18 protein-coding genes and 1 tRNA gene are annotated in these 16,289 nt (G+C 64.9%); 14 read left to right on the top strand and 5 right to left on the bottom strand.

Translation table 11 applies throughout. The annotated features are described in order from the left end of the window. Positions 1–5: 5 nt before the first annotated feature. The 3 genes from KK137_RS11120 to KK137_RS11110 all read left to right on the top strand — a co-directional run bounded on the left by KK137_RS11120 (position 6) and on the right by KK137_RS11110 (position 5,827). Positions 6–2,279 (top strand): molybdopterin cofactor-binding domain-containing protein, encoded by a 2,274-nt coding sequence (locus tag KK137_RS11120; protein ID WP_214537481.1) that lies wholly within the window; start codon positions 6–8, stop codon positions 2,277–2,279. Continuing rightward, positions 2,276–3,280, top strand: coding sequence for a ferrochelatase (hemH, locus tag KK137_RS11115; protein WP_214536493.1), 1,005 nt, complete (start codon positions 2,276–2,278; stop codon positions 3,278–3,280). Before KK137_RS11120 ends, hemH begins: the two co-directional genes overlap by 4 nt. Before the next feature lie 96 nt (positions 3,281–3,376). Then, positions 3,377–5,827 (top strand): putative bifunctional diguanylate cyclase/phosphodiesterase, encoded by a 2,451-nt coding sequence (locus KK137_RS11110; RefSeq protein WP_214536492.1) that lies wholly within the window; start codon positions 3,377–3,379, stop codon positions 5,825–5,827. A 34-nt stretch (positions 5,828–5,861) separates the two neighbouring features. On the opposite strand, the gene KK137_RS11105 is transcribed toward KK137_RS11110, so the two are convergent. After that, positions 5,862–6,617, bottom strand: coding sequence for a c-type cytochrome (locus KK137_RS11105; RefSeq protein WP_214536491.1), 756 nt, complete (start codon positions 6,615–6,617; stop codon positions 5,862–5,864). 192 nt (positions 6,618–6,809) lie between these two features. Between KK137_RS11105 and KK137_RS11100 the strand changes: the two genes are divergently transcribed. Next, on the top strand, positions 6,810–7,169 hold the full coding sequence (locus KK137_RS11100) for a nuclear transport factor 2 family protein (protein ID WP_214536490.1): 360 nt from the start codon (positions 6,810–6,812) through the stop codon (positions 7,167–7,169). On the opposite strand, the gene KK137_RS11095 is transcribed toward KK137_RS11100, so the two are convergent. Beyond that, positions 7,166–7,375 carry a hypothetical protein gene (locus tag KK137_RS11095; RefSeq protein WP_214536489.1) on the bottom strand — a complete coding sequence of 70 codons (210 nt, stop codon included), beginning with the start codon at positions 7,373–7,375 and terminating at the stop codon, positions 7,166–7,168. The genes KK137_RS11100 and KK137_RS11095 overlap by 4 nt on opposite strands. Before the next feature lie 214 nt (positions 7,376–7,589). Beyond that, positions 7,590–7,748, bottom strand: a complete 159-nt coding sequence (locus KK137_RS11090) for a DUF1674 domain-containing protein (RefSeq protein WP_214536488.1) — start codon at positions 7,746–7,748, stop codon at positions 7,590–7,592. A gap of 54 nt (positions 7,749–7,802) precedes the next feature. On the opposite strand from KK137_RS11090, the gene KK137_RS11085 reads away from it, so the two are divergent. Beyond that, a complete protein-coding gene (locus KK137_RS11085) occupies positions 7,803–9,065 on the top strand; it encodes an RsmB/NOP family class I SAM-dependent RNA methyltransferase (RefSeq protein WP_214536487.1) in 1,263 nt (420 codons plus the stop codon). Between the two features lie 25 nt (positions 9,066–9,090). Here the strand turns inward: KK137_RS11085 and msrA are convergent, their stop codons facing one another. Continuing rightward, positions 9,091–9,627 carry a peptide-methionine (S)-S-oxide reductase MsrA gene (gene msrA / locus KK137_RS11080; protein WP_214536486.1) on the bottom strand — a complete coding sequence of 179 codons (537 nt, stop codon included), beginning with the start codon at positions 9,625–9,627 and terminating at the stop codon, positions 9,091–9,093. A gap of 100 nt (positions 9,628–9,727) precedes the next feature. Here msrA and KK137_RS11075 point away from each other — a divergent pair, with 100 nt between their 5' ends. The 4 genes from KK137_RS11075 (at position 9,728) to KK137_RS11060 (ending at position 12,060) form a co-directional block, all read left to right on the top strand. After that, the gene (locus KK137_RS11075) at positions 9,728–10,573 is read left to right on the top strand and encodes a class I SAM-dependent methyltransferase (RefSeq protein ID WP_214536485.1); all 846 of its coding nucleotides are present in this window, start codon (positions 9,728–9,730) and stop codon (positions 10,571–10,573) included. A 41-nt stretch (positions 10,574–10,614) separates the two neighbouring features. After that, the gene (aguB, locus tag KK137_RS11070) at positions 10,615–11,481 is read left to right on the top strand and encodes an N-carbamoylputrescine amidase (protein WP_214536484.1); all 867 of its coding nucleotides are present in this window, start codon (positions 10,615–10,617) and stop codon (positions 11,479–11,481) included. Further along, positions 11,421–11,972 carry a 2-amino-4-hydroxy-6-hydroxymethyldihydropteridine diphosphokinase gene (folK, locus tag KK137_RS11065; RefSeq protein WP_338028112.1) on the top strand — a complete coding sequence of 184 codons (552 nt, stop codon included), beginning with the start codon at positions 11,421–11,423 and terminating at the stop codon, positions 11,970–11,972. The genes aguB and folK overlap by 61 nt, the downstream gene beginning before the upstream one ends. A 12-nt stretch (positions 11,973–11,984) precedes the next feature. Beyond that, positions 11,985–12,060, top strand: a tRNA-Lys gene (locus KK137_RS11060). 25 nt (positions 12,061–12,085) lie between these two features. Here KK137_RS11060 and KK137_RS11055 read toward each other — a convergent pair. Next, the gene (locus KK137_RS11055; protein ID WP_214536483.1) at positions 12,086–12,361 is read right to left on the bottom strand and encodes an SHOCT domain-containing protein; all 276 of its coding nucleotides are present in this window, start codon (positions 12,359–12,361) and stop codon (positions 12,086–12,088) included. Positions 12,362–12,599: 238 nt separating this feature from the next. Here KK137_RS11055 and KK137_RS11050 point away from each other — a divergent pair, with 238 nt between their 5' ends. From KK137_RS11050 to KK137_RS11030, 5 genes are all read left to right on the top strand, one after another. Beyond that, positions 12,600–13,094, top strand: coding sequence for an FKBP-type peptidyl-prolyl cis-trans isomerase (locus KK137_RS11050; RefSeq protein WP_338028049.1), 495 nt, complete (start codon positions 12,600–12,602; stop codon positions 13,092–13,094). 78 nt (positions 13,095–13,172) lie between these two features. Beyond that, complete coding sequence (locus KK137_RS11045) at positions 13,173–13,940, top strand: Crp/Fnr family transcriptional regulator (protein WP_214536482.1); 768 nt, start codon at positions 13,173–13,175, stop codon at positions 13,938–13,940. 90 nt (positions 13,941–14,030) lie between these two features. Next, positions 14,031–14,696, top strand: coding sequence for an energy transducer TonB (locus KK137_RS11040; RefSeq protein ID WP_214536481.1), 666 nt, complete (start codon positions 14,031–14,033; stop codon positions 14,694–14,696). A gap of 58 nt (positions 14,697–14,754) precedes the next feature. Beyond that, entirely contained in the window at positions 14,755–15,789 is a 1,035-nt protein-coding gene (locus KK137_RS11035) for a mannose-1-phosphate guanylyltransferase (RefSeq protein ID WP_214536480.1), read from the top strand. 25 nt (positions 15,790–15,814) lie between these two features. Further along, positions 15,815–16,273 carry a DUF2721 domain-containing protein gene (locus tag KK137_RS11030; protein ID WP_250893827.1) on the top strand — a complete coding sequence of 153 codons (459 nt, stop codon included), beginning with the start codon at positions 15,815–15,817 and terminating at the stop codon, positions 16,271–16,273. Positions 16,274–16,289: the final 16 nt, after the last annotated feature.

Below are 16,289 nucleotides of genomic sequence, written 5' to 3'. Positions count from 1 at the left end.
GCCGAATCCCGGTCTCCCGGCGCGGCTTGCTGGCCGGCGCGGCAGCCGGCGGCGGCCTGTTGGTCGCGTGGATGCTCCTGCCGCGGACCTACGATTCGCCTCTCGCACCTCTGCAAGGCGAACAGGCTTTCAACGCCTGGCTGAAGATCGGGCGCGACGGCGTGGTCACGGTCGCCGTGCCGCAGCTCGAGATGGGCCAGGGCGTTACGACGCTCCTACCGCAAGTTGTGGCGATGGAACTGGGGGCGGACTGGCGCCAGATCGCCGTCGAGCCCGCTCCGGCGAGCGGGGCCTATGCCAATTTCCCCTTGGCCGCCCGCTGGGCTCCCCTGCGCGGAGTGGCGTTCCCGCAACTGGCTGACGAGCCCGACGATTATTTCCTCAAGCGCTGGGCCGAGAGTGAACGCTTCAGCGCGACAGCCGAAGGGACATCGCTGGCCGCGTTCGAGATGCCCTGCCGCCTCGCCGGAGCTTCTGCCCGAGCGATGCTGGCGATGGCTGCGGCGGACCGGTGGGGCGTGTCCTGGGAGGAATGCGATGCCATGCAAGGCTTCATTGTTCACGGCGAGAAGCGGCTGAGTTTCGCCGAGCTGGCGGAAGAGGCCGCGCGCTTTTCGCCGCCCGATCCGCCGCCGATCCGACCTCAAGCGCCGGCCGAGCGTGCTCCGATCGGGCCCGGCGCCGAGGAAGCGGAGACAGCGTTTCCTCGCCTGGATATGCCCTCGAAGGTCGACGGTAGCCTCCTGTTCGCGGGCGATGTGCGCTTGCCTGGCATGGTCTATGCCGCGATCCGCCATGGCCCAGTCGACCACGTCGAACTCAGCAGCTTCGAGCGCGAGGCAGCTCTGGGCCGGCAGGGTCTGGTCGGCATCGTGGAGGGCAAACGCTGGCTTGCCGCGGTTGCAAGCAACTGGTGGGCCGCCGAAGGGGCGCTCGACGCGATGGATCCGCGCTTCAGCGTCGAGAACGTGGTCTCTTCGGCGCATATCGACGAGGCGCTCGATCAGGGTGTCAGACGAGGCGAACCGCACAGGGTTGCCGAACGCGGAGAGGGTGACAGCCTCATGGCGAAGCCCGATTTCGCCCTGCGCTACGACGTGATGCCCGCGGCGCACGGTACGATCGAGACGGCAAGCGCGACCGCCCGGCTGGCGAACGGGCGGCTCGAGTTGTGGTTGGCGAGCCAGGCGCCGGAACAGGCGCGGGTCGCCGCGGCCAAGGCCCTTGGCCTGTCGCTGGGCGACGTCGTGCTCTATCCGATGCCGGCGGGCGGAAGTTTCGACCGGCGGCTGGAACATGACCACGCGATCGAGGTCGCGCTGATCGCCCGCGAGATAGGCCGTCCGGTCCAGCTCGTCTGGTCGCGCTGGCAGGAACAGCTCATGCTCCGCCCGCGCCCTCCGGTCGCCGCGGTGCTGAGCGCGCGGCTGGCGCCGGGCGGCAGCATAGATACGTTCCGCGCGCGCCTCGCCATGCCCCCGTCTGCACTTGAGTTCGGTCGGCGCCTGTTCGCCAACAAGACGACCTGGGCGGCGATCGAGGGCGTCGAAGGCGAGCCCGATGTTTTGGCTGTCGAAGGCCTGATGCCGGCTTACGGCATTCCCAACGTCGCGATTGACCATGTCCCGGTCAGTATCGGACTTCCGACAGGGCGCCTGCGGGGCAATGCCCACGGCTACACCTGCTTTTTCGTCGAGAGTTTCATCGACGAGGTGGCGCAGCGCCATCAGCAGGAACCGCTGTCGTTCCGTATCGCCATGCTGGGAGACGATCTCAGGCTGGCCCAATGCCTCCAGCAAGCCGCTCGGCTGGGCGAATGGGGCGGCGGATCGGCCGGCAGTTCGCAGGGCCTCGCGTGTCACCACATGGGCGATGCGCGGACCGGCGGGCGCATTGCTCTGGTAGCGACCGCGGTTGCCGGTGAAGGCGGTGTCAGGGTGGAGACGCTCTCTGCTGCAGTCGACATTGGCCGGGTGGTCAACCGTGACATCGCCTTGCAGCAGATCGAGGGCGGATTGCTCTACGGCGTCGGCCTCGCCTTGGGATCGGGCGTCGAATATGACGATGGCCTCCCCCAGCAGGGCCGGCTTGCGGCGCTCGACTTGCCGACGCTCGCCGATAGTCCCGAAATCCGCATCGAATTGATCGACAGCGATGCCGAGCCGTTCGACCCGGGTGAACTTCCAGTGGCTGTAGTCGCCCCGGCCATCGCCAACGCGTTGTTTTCCGCAACGGGGTTGCGCCTGCGCCGCCTGCCGCTGCTATCGGGAGGATTATGAGTCTGCCTACCTCTCCAACTGCGCCGGGCAACGGGATCGGCGTGCTGCTGGTCAACCTCGGCACCCCCGACGCACCAACGCCCCAAGCCGTGAAGCGCTATCTGCGCGAGTTCCTGTCGGATCGGCGGGTGGTCGAGATCCCGCCGATCGCCTGGCAGCCCATCCTGCGCGGTATCATCCTCAACACGCGGCCGAAGAAATCGGCGCATGCCTATCAGCAGGTCTGGACCGAGGCGGGTTCCCCATTGGCGGCAATTACAGCAGAGCAGGCGGCCAGACTGCAGGCGCGGATGGGAGACGCGGTGCGTGTCGCTTATGCGATGCGCTATGGCCAACCGGCGATCGCCACGCAGATCAGGGCCCTGATGGATGCGGGTTGCGAACGGATCCTGTTGGCGCCGCTCTACCCGCAGTATTGTGGTGCCACCACGGCAACGGTCGTCGATGCCGTCGGCGATGCCCTCAAGGCCATGCGGGCCCAACCCACGCTGCGCGTCCTGCCGCCGTACTATGACGATCCGGCTTATATCCGCGCCCTGGCGGCCGACCTGAGCGCGCGGATGGATGCTTTGCCGTTCGAGCCCGAAGTGCTCCTGTTGAGCTTCCACGGCATGCCCGAGCGGACCAGGACGCTGGGTGATCCCTATTACTCTCATTGCCTGGAAACCGCTCGCTTGCTGGAGGCGGCCCTCGCCCGGCCGAACTTGCGTTTCGTCACCACGTTCCAGTCGCGTTTCGGACGGGCCAAGTGGCTCGAACCCGCAACCGATGCGGTCCTTGTCGAGGAAGCGAAGCGGGGCACCCGACGCATGGCGGTGGCGGCGCCGGGTTTTGCGGCCGATTGCCTGGAAACTCTGGAGGAACTGGCCATCCGCGGTCGCGACCAGTTCATGGGGGCGGGGGGAGAGGCGTTTGCCGCATTGCCCTGCCTCAACGCCGAGATGGTGGGGATGGACATGCTCGAAACGCTCGTCCGGCGCGAATTGGAAGGATGGCTCTGAGGTGAGCCCTAACCTTCGGATTGCATGTAAGAAAGTCGCCCTCGCGTTAACCTGATTTCCAAGCCTTTGTCGCCAAAGGGTCTGATGGGGTCGGGAATGGTGGCTATTTTGCTGCGGCGTTGGGGTCCGCTTTGGGCGGCGTTGCTGCTTTGCCTGGGAACGCCACCGTCCTACGCCGCAGAAATCCACCTGCGCCCGGACCTTTCGCAAGCGGACGCCTCCGCCGTGCCCGCAGGCCAGCCGCACGACCGCGATTGGACCTGGCTGCAACTAAACGATCCTAGCCGTCTCAAGGACCTGCCGGCCAACTGGCACCTGCTGATCGACCAGGTGCGGTTCGCCGAGATCAGGACGGTGATAACGACGATCGACGGCAGGGAAATCGTCCTCGCCCGGCGGGGCAACGATCTGGGGCAGAACTGGGCGGCCGGTGCCGTGCTCAAGTTCGAGATCGCTCCTGCCGGCCAGCAAATCCGCAGTCTGGCAATCGGCTTCAGGGGCCTCGACGATCTTGCGCTCATGCGCAAGGTCACGGCTGCCAGCGCCGATCGCTCCGCCGTACTGGAGGGGCGCTGGCTGATCCTGATGGGCATCTACGTGGGCTTGCTCGCGTCGGCCCTGGCCTACAACCTGCTGGTCCATTTTGGGCAGAGGAGCAGCTTTCAGCGCTTCTACCTTGGCTGGGTCACCGTGGCCTTGGCCTATGGGCTGAGCTGGTCGAACCTCGGTGCCTACGCCTTCCCGGGCCTCGCCGGACCGTTGGCGGTGCGGCTCAATAACGGCTTGGTGGGCATGCTGATCGCGCTCGCCGCGCTGTTCCTGATCTCTGTGCTTGAGAGCCGAACCGTTCCGCGACGCCTGGTCTTGCTCGTGCGGTTCTGGGCCTGCGCCGCGGTGGTCGCCGGAATCCTTGCGATCGACGAACGGCTGGTTCCGGCCTCGGTCAGCGATCTCCTGCTCAACCTCGCCATGATCGCCAGCGTCGGCACCTCGATGGCGGTGATCTCGGTCGCGGCCTGGCGGGGGAGCCGGGTGGTATGGATCTACATGGTCGGGTGGACCCCGGTCATCGCGGTCTTCGCCCTGCGCGCCGCCCGCAACTTCGGCCTCACGGGCCAGAATGACTGGGTGGACATGGCCACTTTCGGCTCCATCGGTCTCGAAGCGATGGTCTTTTCATTCGCCATCGCCAGCCGTTTCATCGCCTTGCGCAAGGAGCGCGATGCGGCGGAGGCCAGTGCCCGCGGGATGGAGATCGAGCGTGAGACGCTGCAGCGCGCCGCCCATTCCGACTTCCTCACGGGCCTGGGCAACAGAGCGCTGTTCCACGCGCAACTGCGCGAGTTGTTCGGCCGACGGGCCAGCTTTACGCTCATGCTGATCGACGTGGATTACCTGAAGGAAATCAACGACCGTCAGGGGCATGATGCCGGTGACGTCCTGTTGCGTCATATCGGAGAGCGGCTGGGAACGATGTCGAGCGATCAGGTCTCCTGCGCCCGCATCGGCGGTGATGAGTTCGCCATCCTGTGCGAGGATGAGCTCGGAGCCCGACTGCTGGTCATCGACGCACTCGATCGCATGCAGGGGGCTACCTGGTCGCACGGCAGCTTCCAGGGCTCGCTCTCGCTCAGTATCGGAACGGCCAGTTCTCTCGGCGCGAGCGCCGCGACGGACCTTTTTCAGCAAGCCGACATCGCGCTCTACGAAGCCAAGCGTCTCGGGCGAGGGCGGCGGCTGGAATTCGACGGCCGTCTCAGGTTGCAAACCGAAAACCGGGTCGACCTGATCCGGGAGGCAACGGCCGGCCTCGACCGGAGCGAGTTCGCCCTGCATTTCCAGCCGATCGTCCACCTCGGGACGGGCACGCTGGTGAGCGTGGAGGCGCTGCTGCGCTGGAATCATCCACAACGGGGAATGCTCACACCGGACTCGTTCGGCGGTGTCATGGAAGATGGGGACTGCGGCTCGGCGGTCCAGAAACGGGTCATCGATCTCGCGATCGACGAGCTAAGCCGTCGCGTCCCGGGCAGTCAGGTGGCGCTGGCCGTGAACTTCACCGCGATGGACTTGCGGGGCCGGGAAAGCGCCGAGCAATTGCTCACCAAGCTGCATGAGGCCGGGGTTTCGCCGGGGTCGCTGTGCATTGAGGTAACCGAAGGGACCATCCTGGCCAAGGCGGTCAACGATCCGACGGCTGCCCTGCGCGTGCTTCATGAAGCCGGGGTGCAGATCGCGCTCGACGATTTCGGGACCGGCTACGCCTCGCTCGTCCACCTGAAGGAAATTCCGGTCGACATTCTCAAGATCGATCGGTCGTTCATTTCGGGCCTGCTCGACGACGGCGAAAGCGAAGAGATCGTCCGCGCAGTCATCGCCCTTGGGCACGGATTGAAGAAACGAGTGGTAGCCGAAGGGATCGAAACCCGGGCCCAAATGGAGCGGCTGCGCGAACTAGGCTGTGTTTACGGGCAGGGTTACCTGTTTGCGCACCCGTCCGCCGAATTCGATCCCGCCCTATCCTGTCGTCCGGCTTCCGCCGCCTGAACGTCTCAAAGCGGCGGAAGCTTTCGGGCAAGGCCTACTTGCGAGTGAACTGGACGATATATTCGGCCAGGGCGCCGAGCTGCGCGTCAGTCATCTGTCCGGCGAAGGCCGGCATGGCGCCGCGGCCGTTAGTGAGAATGTCGACCACGTAGTCCTTGGTCAGCCGCGAATTGCGATCCAGCGACGGGCCGATCGAGCCGGCCGCCTTGGCATCGGCCAACGAGTGGCAGGCGCTGCAGGAGTAGTCGTTGAAGAGCTTGAGGCCCGCCGTGCGCACGGCCGGGTCCTGTGCCGGGGCGGCAGCCGGCGCATCGGGGGCGGCTGCCTCCGGACGCACGAGATCCGCCGCGTTCGCGGCCCGGGCGGGCGCCGGCGCGCTCGCTTGGCGATTGGCGACGGCGGCCGGGACCGGGGCTGGGGCGGGTGCTGGAGCGCTCGGCTGGCGATTGGCTACGGCCGCCGGTTGCGGTGCAGGCGCATCGGCGGCGGGCATGGGCCCGGTCGCGACGAAAGCGGGTGGCGGCGCAGGCCGGACCCAAGCGCTGGCTCCCGCGGCTGCGACGGCTCCCGAACGGGGGTGCGAATACTGATCCGCCATGCTGGCGATCGTGCCGCCCTCGCGAACGATGCCGCCGGGCACCGCGCCTGTTGGCCGATGCTGAGGGATGGGTGCCACGGCCTGTGTGGCGCTGCGTTCCGCTTGCTGCGCCGTGCAGGCGGCGAGCGCCAGCGCGCCGCCGATGCCGATGGCGGGCAGGATGGCTTTCACCCCGCGACTTTGAAGGTTCATGGCCTCTCCTCGCTCGAACCGGATTTCGGCGCGCTATCGAAGTTTGGCCTGCGCCAGACAAGAGGAAGATTCGACGGAAGTGTGCATTGTCGCGGCAAACGACAGGGCTCGCAATTGCAACCCGGCCGCAAGACCGATAACATGACGGAATTAATCAAGAAATGTGTGCTTAGAGACAAGAATGGGGGATGAGTGACCAAGTCGCCCGAAGAAATAGCGCTCGAAGCGTTGGCAGCCATTCGGTCGGGCGATTTCGAAAACCTGAAACCTCTGCTTAGCGACAACATCGTTTATGAGGATCCACGTCTGGTGCGTCGTGGGCTCGGGGCGATCAAGGCGTTGTTCGAAGCCGAACGGCAGGCTTATACGGACCGGGAGTGGGATATCTCGGGGCTGACTTGCGAGGGGGCCTCGGTAGTCGTGGAGCGCGTCGATCGCTTCACGATGAATGGCGAACGCTACAGTCTGGATGTCGTGGCGACATTCGAAGTCAACGACGCGGGAAAGCTGGAGAGCTTCGTCCAGTCTTTCGATACGGCCCGGCCCATCTAATCGGACGATCCGCCGTTCAGGCGTTCGCCGACTTTCGTCTGTTCCTGGAAATGGCGCATGGCCGCCTCGGCCTCATCGAGGCCCGCCAGCCTGACGATGTATTCCTGGTCGTGCCAACAGGCACAGACCTGCCCGTCTATCAGGCTGAAGAAGAGGCCGGTCCAATCTTCATCGAGCTCGGACCCTGAAAGCTCGCTGCGGTTCATACAGGTGCTCACATGTAAGGTGAGCCTATTATGACGCGGCCCAGCCTTCTGGTTGATGAATAATAACCCTTTTCCATCATGTCGTGGTCGCGCAGGTCTTGTAGCGGGGCAACCGATCGACTCGCCGCCACGACGTTCCTGCAATTACGTTCGAAGTCCCAACCGATAGTTAACAGAGCGGTGGCTCGAAATTAACCACGCCCGATTGAGCGCCTCAGAAGTCGATCGCGATGCCTTTCTTCACCCAATCGCCATAGCGCGTTGGGCTCAGCTCCTCGGTATCGTCGACCGGCTTCGGTGCCGGAGGCGGGTCTTCATTCCAGTGGCCAGGCTTGCTGAAGGGGCCGGGCCGGTGGGTGGCGCGCTTGGTCATTGGCGTTAGATGGGCCGGGTAGCGGTCCGGCGCAACTGTCTCTAGAGGGGCGCGATGAAGCGCAACGAAGGCAAACGGCCCGTAGAGATTCAGGGCCTCGAAGCCCGCCGGGCGGCCTTGCGGTTGCTCGATGCCGTCCTACGGCGCGGGGAGACGCTCGACCAGGCGGCGGGCGCGGCCACCGGTGGCCTCCTGACCAGCTCCGATTCGGCACTCGCCCGCGCGATCGCGAGCGAAGTCTTGCGCTGGCTGCCCGATCTCGACGCCTTGATCGATTCTGCGACTCGCTTGCGCCTGGCTGACGATGCCAAGGCGCGAACCGTATTGCGGATGATGCTGGCCCAATGGTTGAGGCTGGACACCCCGCCCCATGCCGTGGTCGCGACGGGGCTGGCGTTGTTGACGGGTGGGCCACGCAGACTGGCGCACGGAGTGTTCGGGGCGCTGGTTCGTGGAGAGGCAGCACTGCCATCCATCCCAACGCTCCCGGAGTCCGTGGCCGAGAGATGGGGCGATCGGGCGACGGCGATCGCCGCTGGTCTGGCCGCGCCACCGCCCCTCGATCTCGAACTGCAGGACCCCGCCGGAACAGGCGCCTGGGTCGAGCGGCTGGGAGGAGAGAGCCTTGCCCTCGGCCACGTCCGCTTGCCCCGCGGAACCGCCGTCACCGACATCTCGGGCTTCGCCGAGGGCGGATGGTGGGTCCAGGATTTCGCCGCCTCGTTGCCCGCAAGATTGCTGGGGCCCGGCGAAGGCCGCCGTGTCCTCGATCTTTGCGCGGCCCCGGGGGGCAAGACACTGCAGCTCGCCGCTGCGGGCTGGCAGGTGACGGCGCTCGACGTCAGCAAACGGCGGCTGGAGCGGCTGCGCGAGAACCTCTCCCGGACCGGTCTCGACGCCGAAGTGATCGTAGCCGACGCCCTGACGTGGCAACCCGAAGCACCATTTGATGCCATCCTGCTCGACGCGCCATGCACCGCGACCGGAACCGCCCGGCGCCATCCCGACGTGCTCCATCGCATCGGTGAACGGCAGATCGCTGAGATGGCCGAGCTTCAAGCGAAGCTGCTTGAGCGGGCGAGCGGCTGGCTGAAGCCTGGCGGGCGCCTGATCTACGCAACCTGCTCGCTTGAGAGGGAGGAGGGCGAGGAACGACTTCCGGTTGAGGGGGTCGAACTCGATCCCATCCGGGGCGAAGAATTGCCCGGCGGCCTCGTTCCGTCCCCGGAAGGCTGGCTACGGACCGATCCGGGCATGCTACTCGACAAAGGCGGCCTGGACGGATTCTTCATCGCCCGACTTATTAATAAAGGTTAATTTAAAAGGTTTGAGGGACGCAACCTCAAGTTGACTTCACCTTTGCCTGAAAGCTCTTGCGCAGCTTGAGCAGCTTGGGCGGGATCACCGCGAGACAGTAGGGATTTCGCTGGCCTTCGCCTTCCCAGTATTCCTGGTGGTAATCCTCGGCCGGATACCACTCGGCCGGCCCTTCGATGGTGGTGACGACCTTTCCGCCATGGTCGGCGTTGGCCCGCTCGATAGCGGCTTCCGCCTCGGAGAACTGCCCCTCGTTCAGCGGAAAGATCGCGCTGCGGTACTGGGTGCCGACATCGTTACCCTGGCGGTTAAGCTGCGTCGGGTCATGTGTGCCCATGAACACGTCGAGGATCTCGGCATAGGAAATGATCTCCGGATCAAAGGTCACACGGATCGCCTCGGCATGACCCGTGTCCCCGCCGCAAACCTCCTTGTAAGTGGGGTTCGGTACCGTGCCGCCGATGTAGCCGCTTTCGACCTGGCTCACTCCGATCACGTCACGGAACACCGCTTCGGTGCACCAGAAACATCCGCCCGCGACGATCGCCGTTTCATCCGCCATGCTCAGATCTCCTTCGTTGCGACAAATGGGGCGCGCCTGGGCGCTTGTCATCCTCCCCGTGGCGATTAGGCTGCCGGATAAGTTCAACGGGAGAGTTACCATGCGCATGATGCTCCTCGCCGCCGCCGTTTCCCTGGCCGCCCCAACCGCCCTTTCGCTGCCTGCCGCAGCTCAGGCTCAGCAGGCGACAGTGGACCCGGCGCTGTCCGCGGTACTCGCCCATTCCCGCCGGGACGGTGACCGCGCTCGCGACCAGTACCGTCATCCGGGAGAGACGCTGACCTTCTTCCAGGTCCAGCCAGGCATGACCGTGGTCGACTATCTTCCGGCGAGCGGCTGGTTCACCCGCATCCTGGTGCCTTACCTCGGCCCGCAGGGACAATACATCGCCATGGGACCGGACCTGACGGGCGAAACCAACCAATATTTCCTCAATTCCATGGGAGGGCTCGCGGACAAGTTTGCGGGTCAAGCCGCCGGGTGGAAACTTGACGAAGGGGCGCGGATCTCCGCCTTCAATACCGACGGCTATCCCGAAAACCTCGATGGGACGGTCGACCGGGTGCTGATCTTTCGGGAAATGCACAACCAGTTCCGCTTCGGTTGGCTGCACGATGACATGCTGGCAATTCGCAAGATGCTCAAGCCGGGCGGGATGGTCGGGCTGACCGATCACCGCATGAATGAAGACGCACCCTATTCGATGACCGACGGCAACAAGGGCTACATGCGCGAAAGTGACGTGATAGCGTTGATGGATGCCTATGGTTTCGACCTCGTCGGCAAGAGCGAAGTGAACGCCAATCCGAAGGACACCAAGGACTATCCGCGAGGGGTGTGGGAGCTGCCACCGTCGCTGGCAGGTGCTACCGACGAAACGCGGCCGAAAAGGCTGGCGATCGGCGAAAGTGACCGAATGACCTTGCTGTTCCGCAAGCGCGACTAACGCGCCTTGTGCGCACGACGCAGGCGACTAGATAGCGGCGCATGACCAAGTTGACCGTCGCCGCTCTGCAATTGGCGCTCGGCTCGCAGGACGAGTTCGAGAACATCGCCGCTGTTTCCGCCCTGGTGGAGGACGCTGCCGCCCAGGGCGCGCAGATCATCCTGCCGCCCGAGCTCTTTTCCAGTCCCTATTTCTGCAAGATAGAAGATGACGCCCTGTTCGAGACGGCGCGGCCGGTGACGAAGCATCCTTCGGTCGTGGCGATGCGCGAGCTGGCCAAGGCCCTCAAGGTGGCCATCCCGACCAGCTTCTTCGAGCGCGACGGACATCATTATTACAACACCCTGGCCATGATCGATGCCGAGGGCGAGATCATGGGCACTTACCGCAAGAGCCACATTCCCGATGGCCCTGGGTATGAGGAGAAGTTCTATTTCCGCCCCGGCAATGACGGGTTCAAGGTTTGGAAGCTGTTTGGCGCGACGATCGGCATCGGCGTGTGCTGGGACCAGTGGTACCCGGAAACCGCGCGGGTGTTGGCGCTGATGGGCGCTGAGGTGCTGTTCTATCCCACAGCCATCGGCTCAGAACCGAAGGACACCGATATGGACACCAGCCGCATGTGGCGCCGCGCGATGATCGGCCATGCGGTGTCGAACTGCATGCCAGTGGTCGCGGCCAACCGCATTGGCCACGAGGCCGAGCACGGTGGGGACGGACAGGCCTTCTATGGGCACAGCTTCATCTGTGACGAGTGGGGCGACATGATCACCGAGTTCGGGGCGGAAGAGACTGGAACCCTGGTGGCAACGCTTGACCTTAAGGCAGCGGCCAAGCACCGCGCGAGCTGGGGCTTCTTCCGGGACCGCCGTCCGCAACTCTACGGCCGCATCAGCGAGGATATCTGACTTATCGGTACCTGATCGCGCTCGGATCGAACCGGCGACACCAGCGGTTCGGCCGCCCCCGCGACGTCCTCAAGGCCGCGCTGGAGCGCTTGGAGGAGAAGGGAGCCGCGATTGAGGCTGCCGGCCCGATCATGCTAACCGATCCTATCGGTCCTTCGTTGCGGCGCTATGCCAATTCTGCCGCAGTGATCGAAACCGTTCTCGAGCCTGGGGCGCTGTTGGCTTTGCTCAAAGGGATCGAACGCGAATTCGGCCGCCGCACCGGTGGCCAGCGCTGGACCTCGCGCGTCCTCGACCTCGACATCGTCCTGTGGAGCGGCGGCACCTTTGCCGCGCCGGGCCTGACAATTCCGCACATCCTGTTCCGCGAGCGCCCTTTCGTTCTAGCGCCGGCAGCGCGCATTGCGGGCGGATGGCGCGATCCGATAACGGGTCTGAGCATAAGACAGTTACACTCCCGGTTGACCCGCCCCGGCACCATCCGTAGGTGAGCGCCCGTGGTCGGGCCCTTAGCTCAGTCGGTAGAGCAACTGACTTTTAATCAGTAGGTCGCTGGTTCGAATCCAGCAGGGCTCACCACATTTCCTCTACCGAGAACGCGGCGTCACCCCAGGATGCGGGCCTTCTGGGTCGCGAATTCCTCATCAGTCAGGATGCCCGAGGCGTGAAGCTCGGCGAGTTTCGTGAGCTGATCCATCGCTTCGCTAGACAGTCCGGCGGGGGCTGCCGGTGCGGCGGGCGGGGCGCTTGTTGCCGTGTGACCCTGTCGGGCGGCGACCTTGTTCGAAACTGCCGTTGCGGTTCCGGCGATGACTGCGGTGCGAGCGGCCGTGCCCGCCGCGCGTCCAAGCAGGCTGGGTCCGCTTCTTCTTCTGACCATGTTTCTCTCCTGTGCCGATGTCCCCCGAAGATAGCGCCGACGGGGGACTGCCACACTCAGGTATTAGCCCGATGGACGCAGAAGAATCACCGGCAGGCCAGGAAGGCTGCTCGGCAGATCGCAGCACCGCGGCACCCAAGAATCCCCTAGTTTTCGAACCGGCGCGCAACTATGGATTCAAGACCTGCGGCGGCGTGAACGGCGTCTTCCGCTTAGTTTCCTGCGAACGAGGTACCCCGTGAAACGCACGCGTATGGCGGCCCTGGCTGCGATCCTGACTTTCGGCCTGGCGACAGGCGCCATGGCACAGGAGGAGGCGTCAGGCCCTTCGCAGGATGCGGCCTGGCACAACCAGCAGATGCTTGCGCTGGCGAGCCGCCAGGCGAGCGATGGGTGGCAGTGGATGCCCGGCGGCCTGCTGTGGCGCCGCGTGGCGGGCGATGGCTCGGGCAAGCACCCGGCGGTGCAGGACGTGGTCACGCTCCACTACGCTGGCACGCTGGTCGACGGGACCGAGTTCGACAGCTCCTACAAGCGTCGCCAGCCCGCGACATTTCCGCTGCAGGCTCTGATTCCGGCGTGGCAGATGGCTGTCCCCGAGATGGGCGTCGGCGACACGATCGAGATCGCCACTCCATCGACGCTCGCCTATGGACCGATCGGGCGCGGCCCGATTCCAGGTGGCGCGACCCTCCTGTTCAAAATCGAGCTGCTCGGAATTCAGGATCGGTAAGCTCGCCTGATCCACGATTCCATGCCCGCCATTCCATCGGCCGGTGGAACAATACCGTCATAAGTTAATTCCCCCACCATGGGGAGTTCAGAGGTCGATAAATACCCGCTGACGGGGCGCTTTCTCTTGGGCCGCCTGCGCCACGCGATGACTGCGGAAGAGAAAGACCTCGTCGAGTCGCTCGTCGAGGAAACCGAGCGCTTCCCCCGGTCCACCACGCTGCTCGCTCGCGGACAGCTGACGGACCGGTCGACTCTGCTGATCGAAGGCCACATGCTGCAGGTTATTCGCCAGGATGGCCGGCGCCACGTGGTCGGCATGCATGTCCCGGGCGACTTTGCGGATTTGCATGGTTTTGCCCTCAAGCGCCTTGACCATGATCTCGTCACCGTCGGCAATTCGCTCGTCGGTTACGTGAGCCACGCCAAGCTCGTCGAAGTCACCCGACAGTATCCGCACCTCACCCGGCTGATGTGGTTTTCGACCTTGATGGATGCCGCGATCCACCGGCAGTGGATACTCAAACTCCAGGAGCTGCCGGCGCCGCGGCGGGTGGCCCACGTCTTTGCCGAGCTATGGCATCGGCTCGATCTGGTTGGCCTCGGTCGCAAGGACGGGCTGCGCACGCCGCTGATCCAGGCCGACCTGGCGGACATGTGCGGGACGACGGCCATTCACATGAACCGAGCCCTGGCCCTTCTGAAGAAAGAGGGCATCGCCGAGTTCAGGCGCGGGACGGTCTATGTCCCGGATCGAGATCGCCTGGAGGCCTACGCGAGCTTTGACCCCGACTACCTCTACGGTCAGGGCAAGCTGCGCGTTGGCGGGGAACTCTCGAAGCCTTGAGCGCATCGGGAAAGGCGCGACATGGATGTGCGGGACAGGGCCGGGCCGGGGCCGGGGTATCGGCCATCCCGGCGCCCTAGATGGGGCGCCTTGGCCATCGTGGCGATGCTGCATCTTCTGGCGTTGGCGGGACTGGTCCGTGTGTTTGCCCCGCAGTTCGCTTCCACCGCCATCGAGAGGGCAAGCTCTTTGATCACGGTGCAAATCGTCGCTCCTGCCGAGCCCGAATCCTCGCCTGAACCGAAGGAGACGGCGGATAGCGGAGCGACCGGGAAGGAGGCTCCTAAGGCGGCTGCGCGTGAGGTGGTAGTGCCGCCCGCCCCGCTGCAACGGCCAAGTCCAGCGCCTGTCGTGTCAGGAACCGGAGTAGCCGAAATTTCAGGCGCCGGGGAGCAAGGGCAGGGCACGGGCGCGAGCGGTGCGGGCGCCGGTCCGGGATCGGGTCTCTCGGGCAACGGCACGGGAAGCGGGGCCCGTCCGTTACAACTGATCTCCGGCGCTATCGACGACGCTCGCGATTATCCGACGCCGCCAGGTGGACGCCAGGTGCGACGTGGGCACGATGTCGTGATCGAGCTCACCGTCGGCCCGGGCGGAAGGGTCACGGCCTGCCGTGTCACCGATCCCAGCCCCGACCCCGAGGCCGACGCTTTGACTTGCCGCCTTGCAACCGAGCGATTCGTTTTCCGCCCCCGCCTTGATGCGAACGGCCAACCGACGGTTGGAATATACCGCTGGCGGCAGCGGTGGTTCTGATGACTTCGCTGCGGGCTGGCCCTACGATGACAACAATGCAACCCAGGATTCGCGAGCGATGGCAGTGATATATCCCGTGGTTTTGTGTGGCGGCAGTGGCACCCGGCTTTGGCCGCGCAGCCGCAAGGATGCACCCAAGCCCTTTCTGCCCCTCGTGGACGAAGACACGCTGTTCGAGGCCACCCTGCGCCGTTGCGCCGACCCCGAGCGGTTCTCGCCCCCCGTGGTGGTGACAGGTGTCGGGCACCGGACTCATGTAGAGTCTCAGGCTGCGGCGTTTCCCGGCACTCGGGTGATCGTCGAGCCGATGGCGCGCAATACCGCCGCGGCGATCGCGCTGGCGGCACTCCGCCTGCCGGCAGACGCGATCATGCTGGTGTGCCCGAGCGACCACCACATTGCCGACACGCAAGCCTTCCGCGAGGCGGCCAGTACCGCGGCCAAGCTCGCAGCCGACGGCTGGCTCGTGGCGTTCGGCATCACGGCCACGGCTCCGGAGACCGGCTATGGCTACATCCGGCGTGGAGCACGGCTCGAAGGGGGTTTCGAGGTCGAGCGCTTCGTGGAGAAGCCGGACCTGAAGACTGCGATGAGCTTTCTCGCGGACGACAGCTACAGCTGGAACGGAGGTATTTTCGTCTTCCGCGCAGAAACCTTTCTCGAAGAACTGGCCCGCCATCGCCCCAACCTTTCAGCAGCGGTGGAAGACGCCGTCGCGAACGGGCGGGAGGACGGGCCGTCGTTTCATCCGGATGCCGGGGCCTTTGCCGCGATCGAGCCTGAATCAGTCGACTATGCGGTCATGGAAAACACCGCGCGCGCGGCTGTCGTGCCGGTCTCGATGGGTTGGTCGGACATCGGCAACTGGCATGCCTTGCGAGATGCACGCGAGGGGGATGCGGAGGGCAACCGTACGCGCGGCAATGTCGAACTGGTCGATTGCCGCAATGTCCTGGCCGAAACAGACGGACCGCGGATCTCGGTGATCGGGCTTGAGGATGTGGCCATTGTCGTCGATGGCAATGAAGTGCTGGTGACGACGATGGCGGGCGCGCAAAAGGTCGGCAAACTTACCGGCGCGGTCAATCAATAGAGCGCGAGGCTGAAGGGGGGAACGTATGGGCACTGGATCGGGCTTGATCGCCCAGACCATTCAGCTGGCGCTTGCGCCGGTCTTCGTGCTGGTGGCTATCGGCAATATCATGAACATCCTCTCCACCCGTCTCGGTCGCGTTGTCGACCGGTCACGAGTGCTGCAACAGATGCACGCTACGACGAACGGCGTGGAACACGACCGGGTCGTGCGCGAAATCCGGACGGTCGACCGGCGGATCGCGATGATCAGTCGCGCGATCCTGCTGCTGGTACTCAGCGGCCTGACGATTGGCCTATGTGTCGCGCTGTTGTTCGTCGAGGAACTGTTCAGCATCAACCTTCAGCAAGTGGCTGCGGCGGCGTTCATGGTCGCGATCGCCCTGCTTATGTCCGCGCTGACGCTGTTCATGCGCGAAACCCGGCACGCGACGGCCGTTCTGAGAATTCCGGAAACCTACCTTGAGCCGGATCGCAAGTTGTAAGGATTTGAGCTGTTTA

Source organism: Croceibacterium selenioxidans, assembly GCF_018599195.1.
Taxonomy (GTDB): Bacteria; Pseudomonadota; Alphaproteobacteria; order Sphingomonadales; family Sphingomonadaceae; genus Croceibacterium_A; species Croceibacterium_A selenioxidans.
The sequence above is the reverse complement of the archived record's forward strand: the minus strand, read 5'-3'. Positions and strand labels throughout refer to the sequence as shown.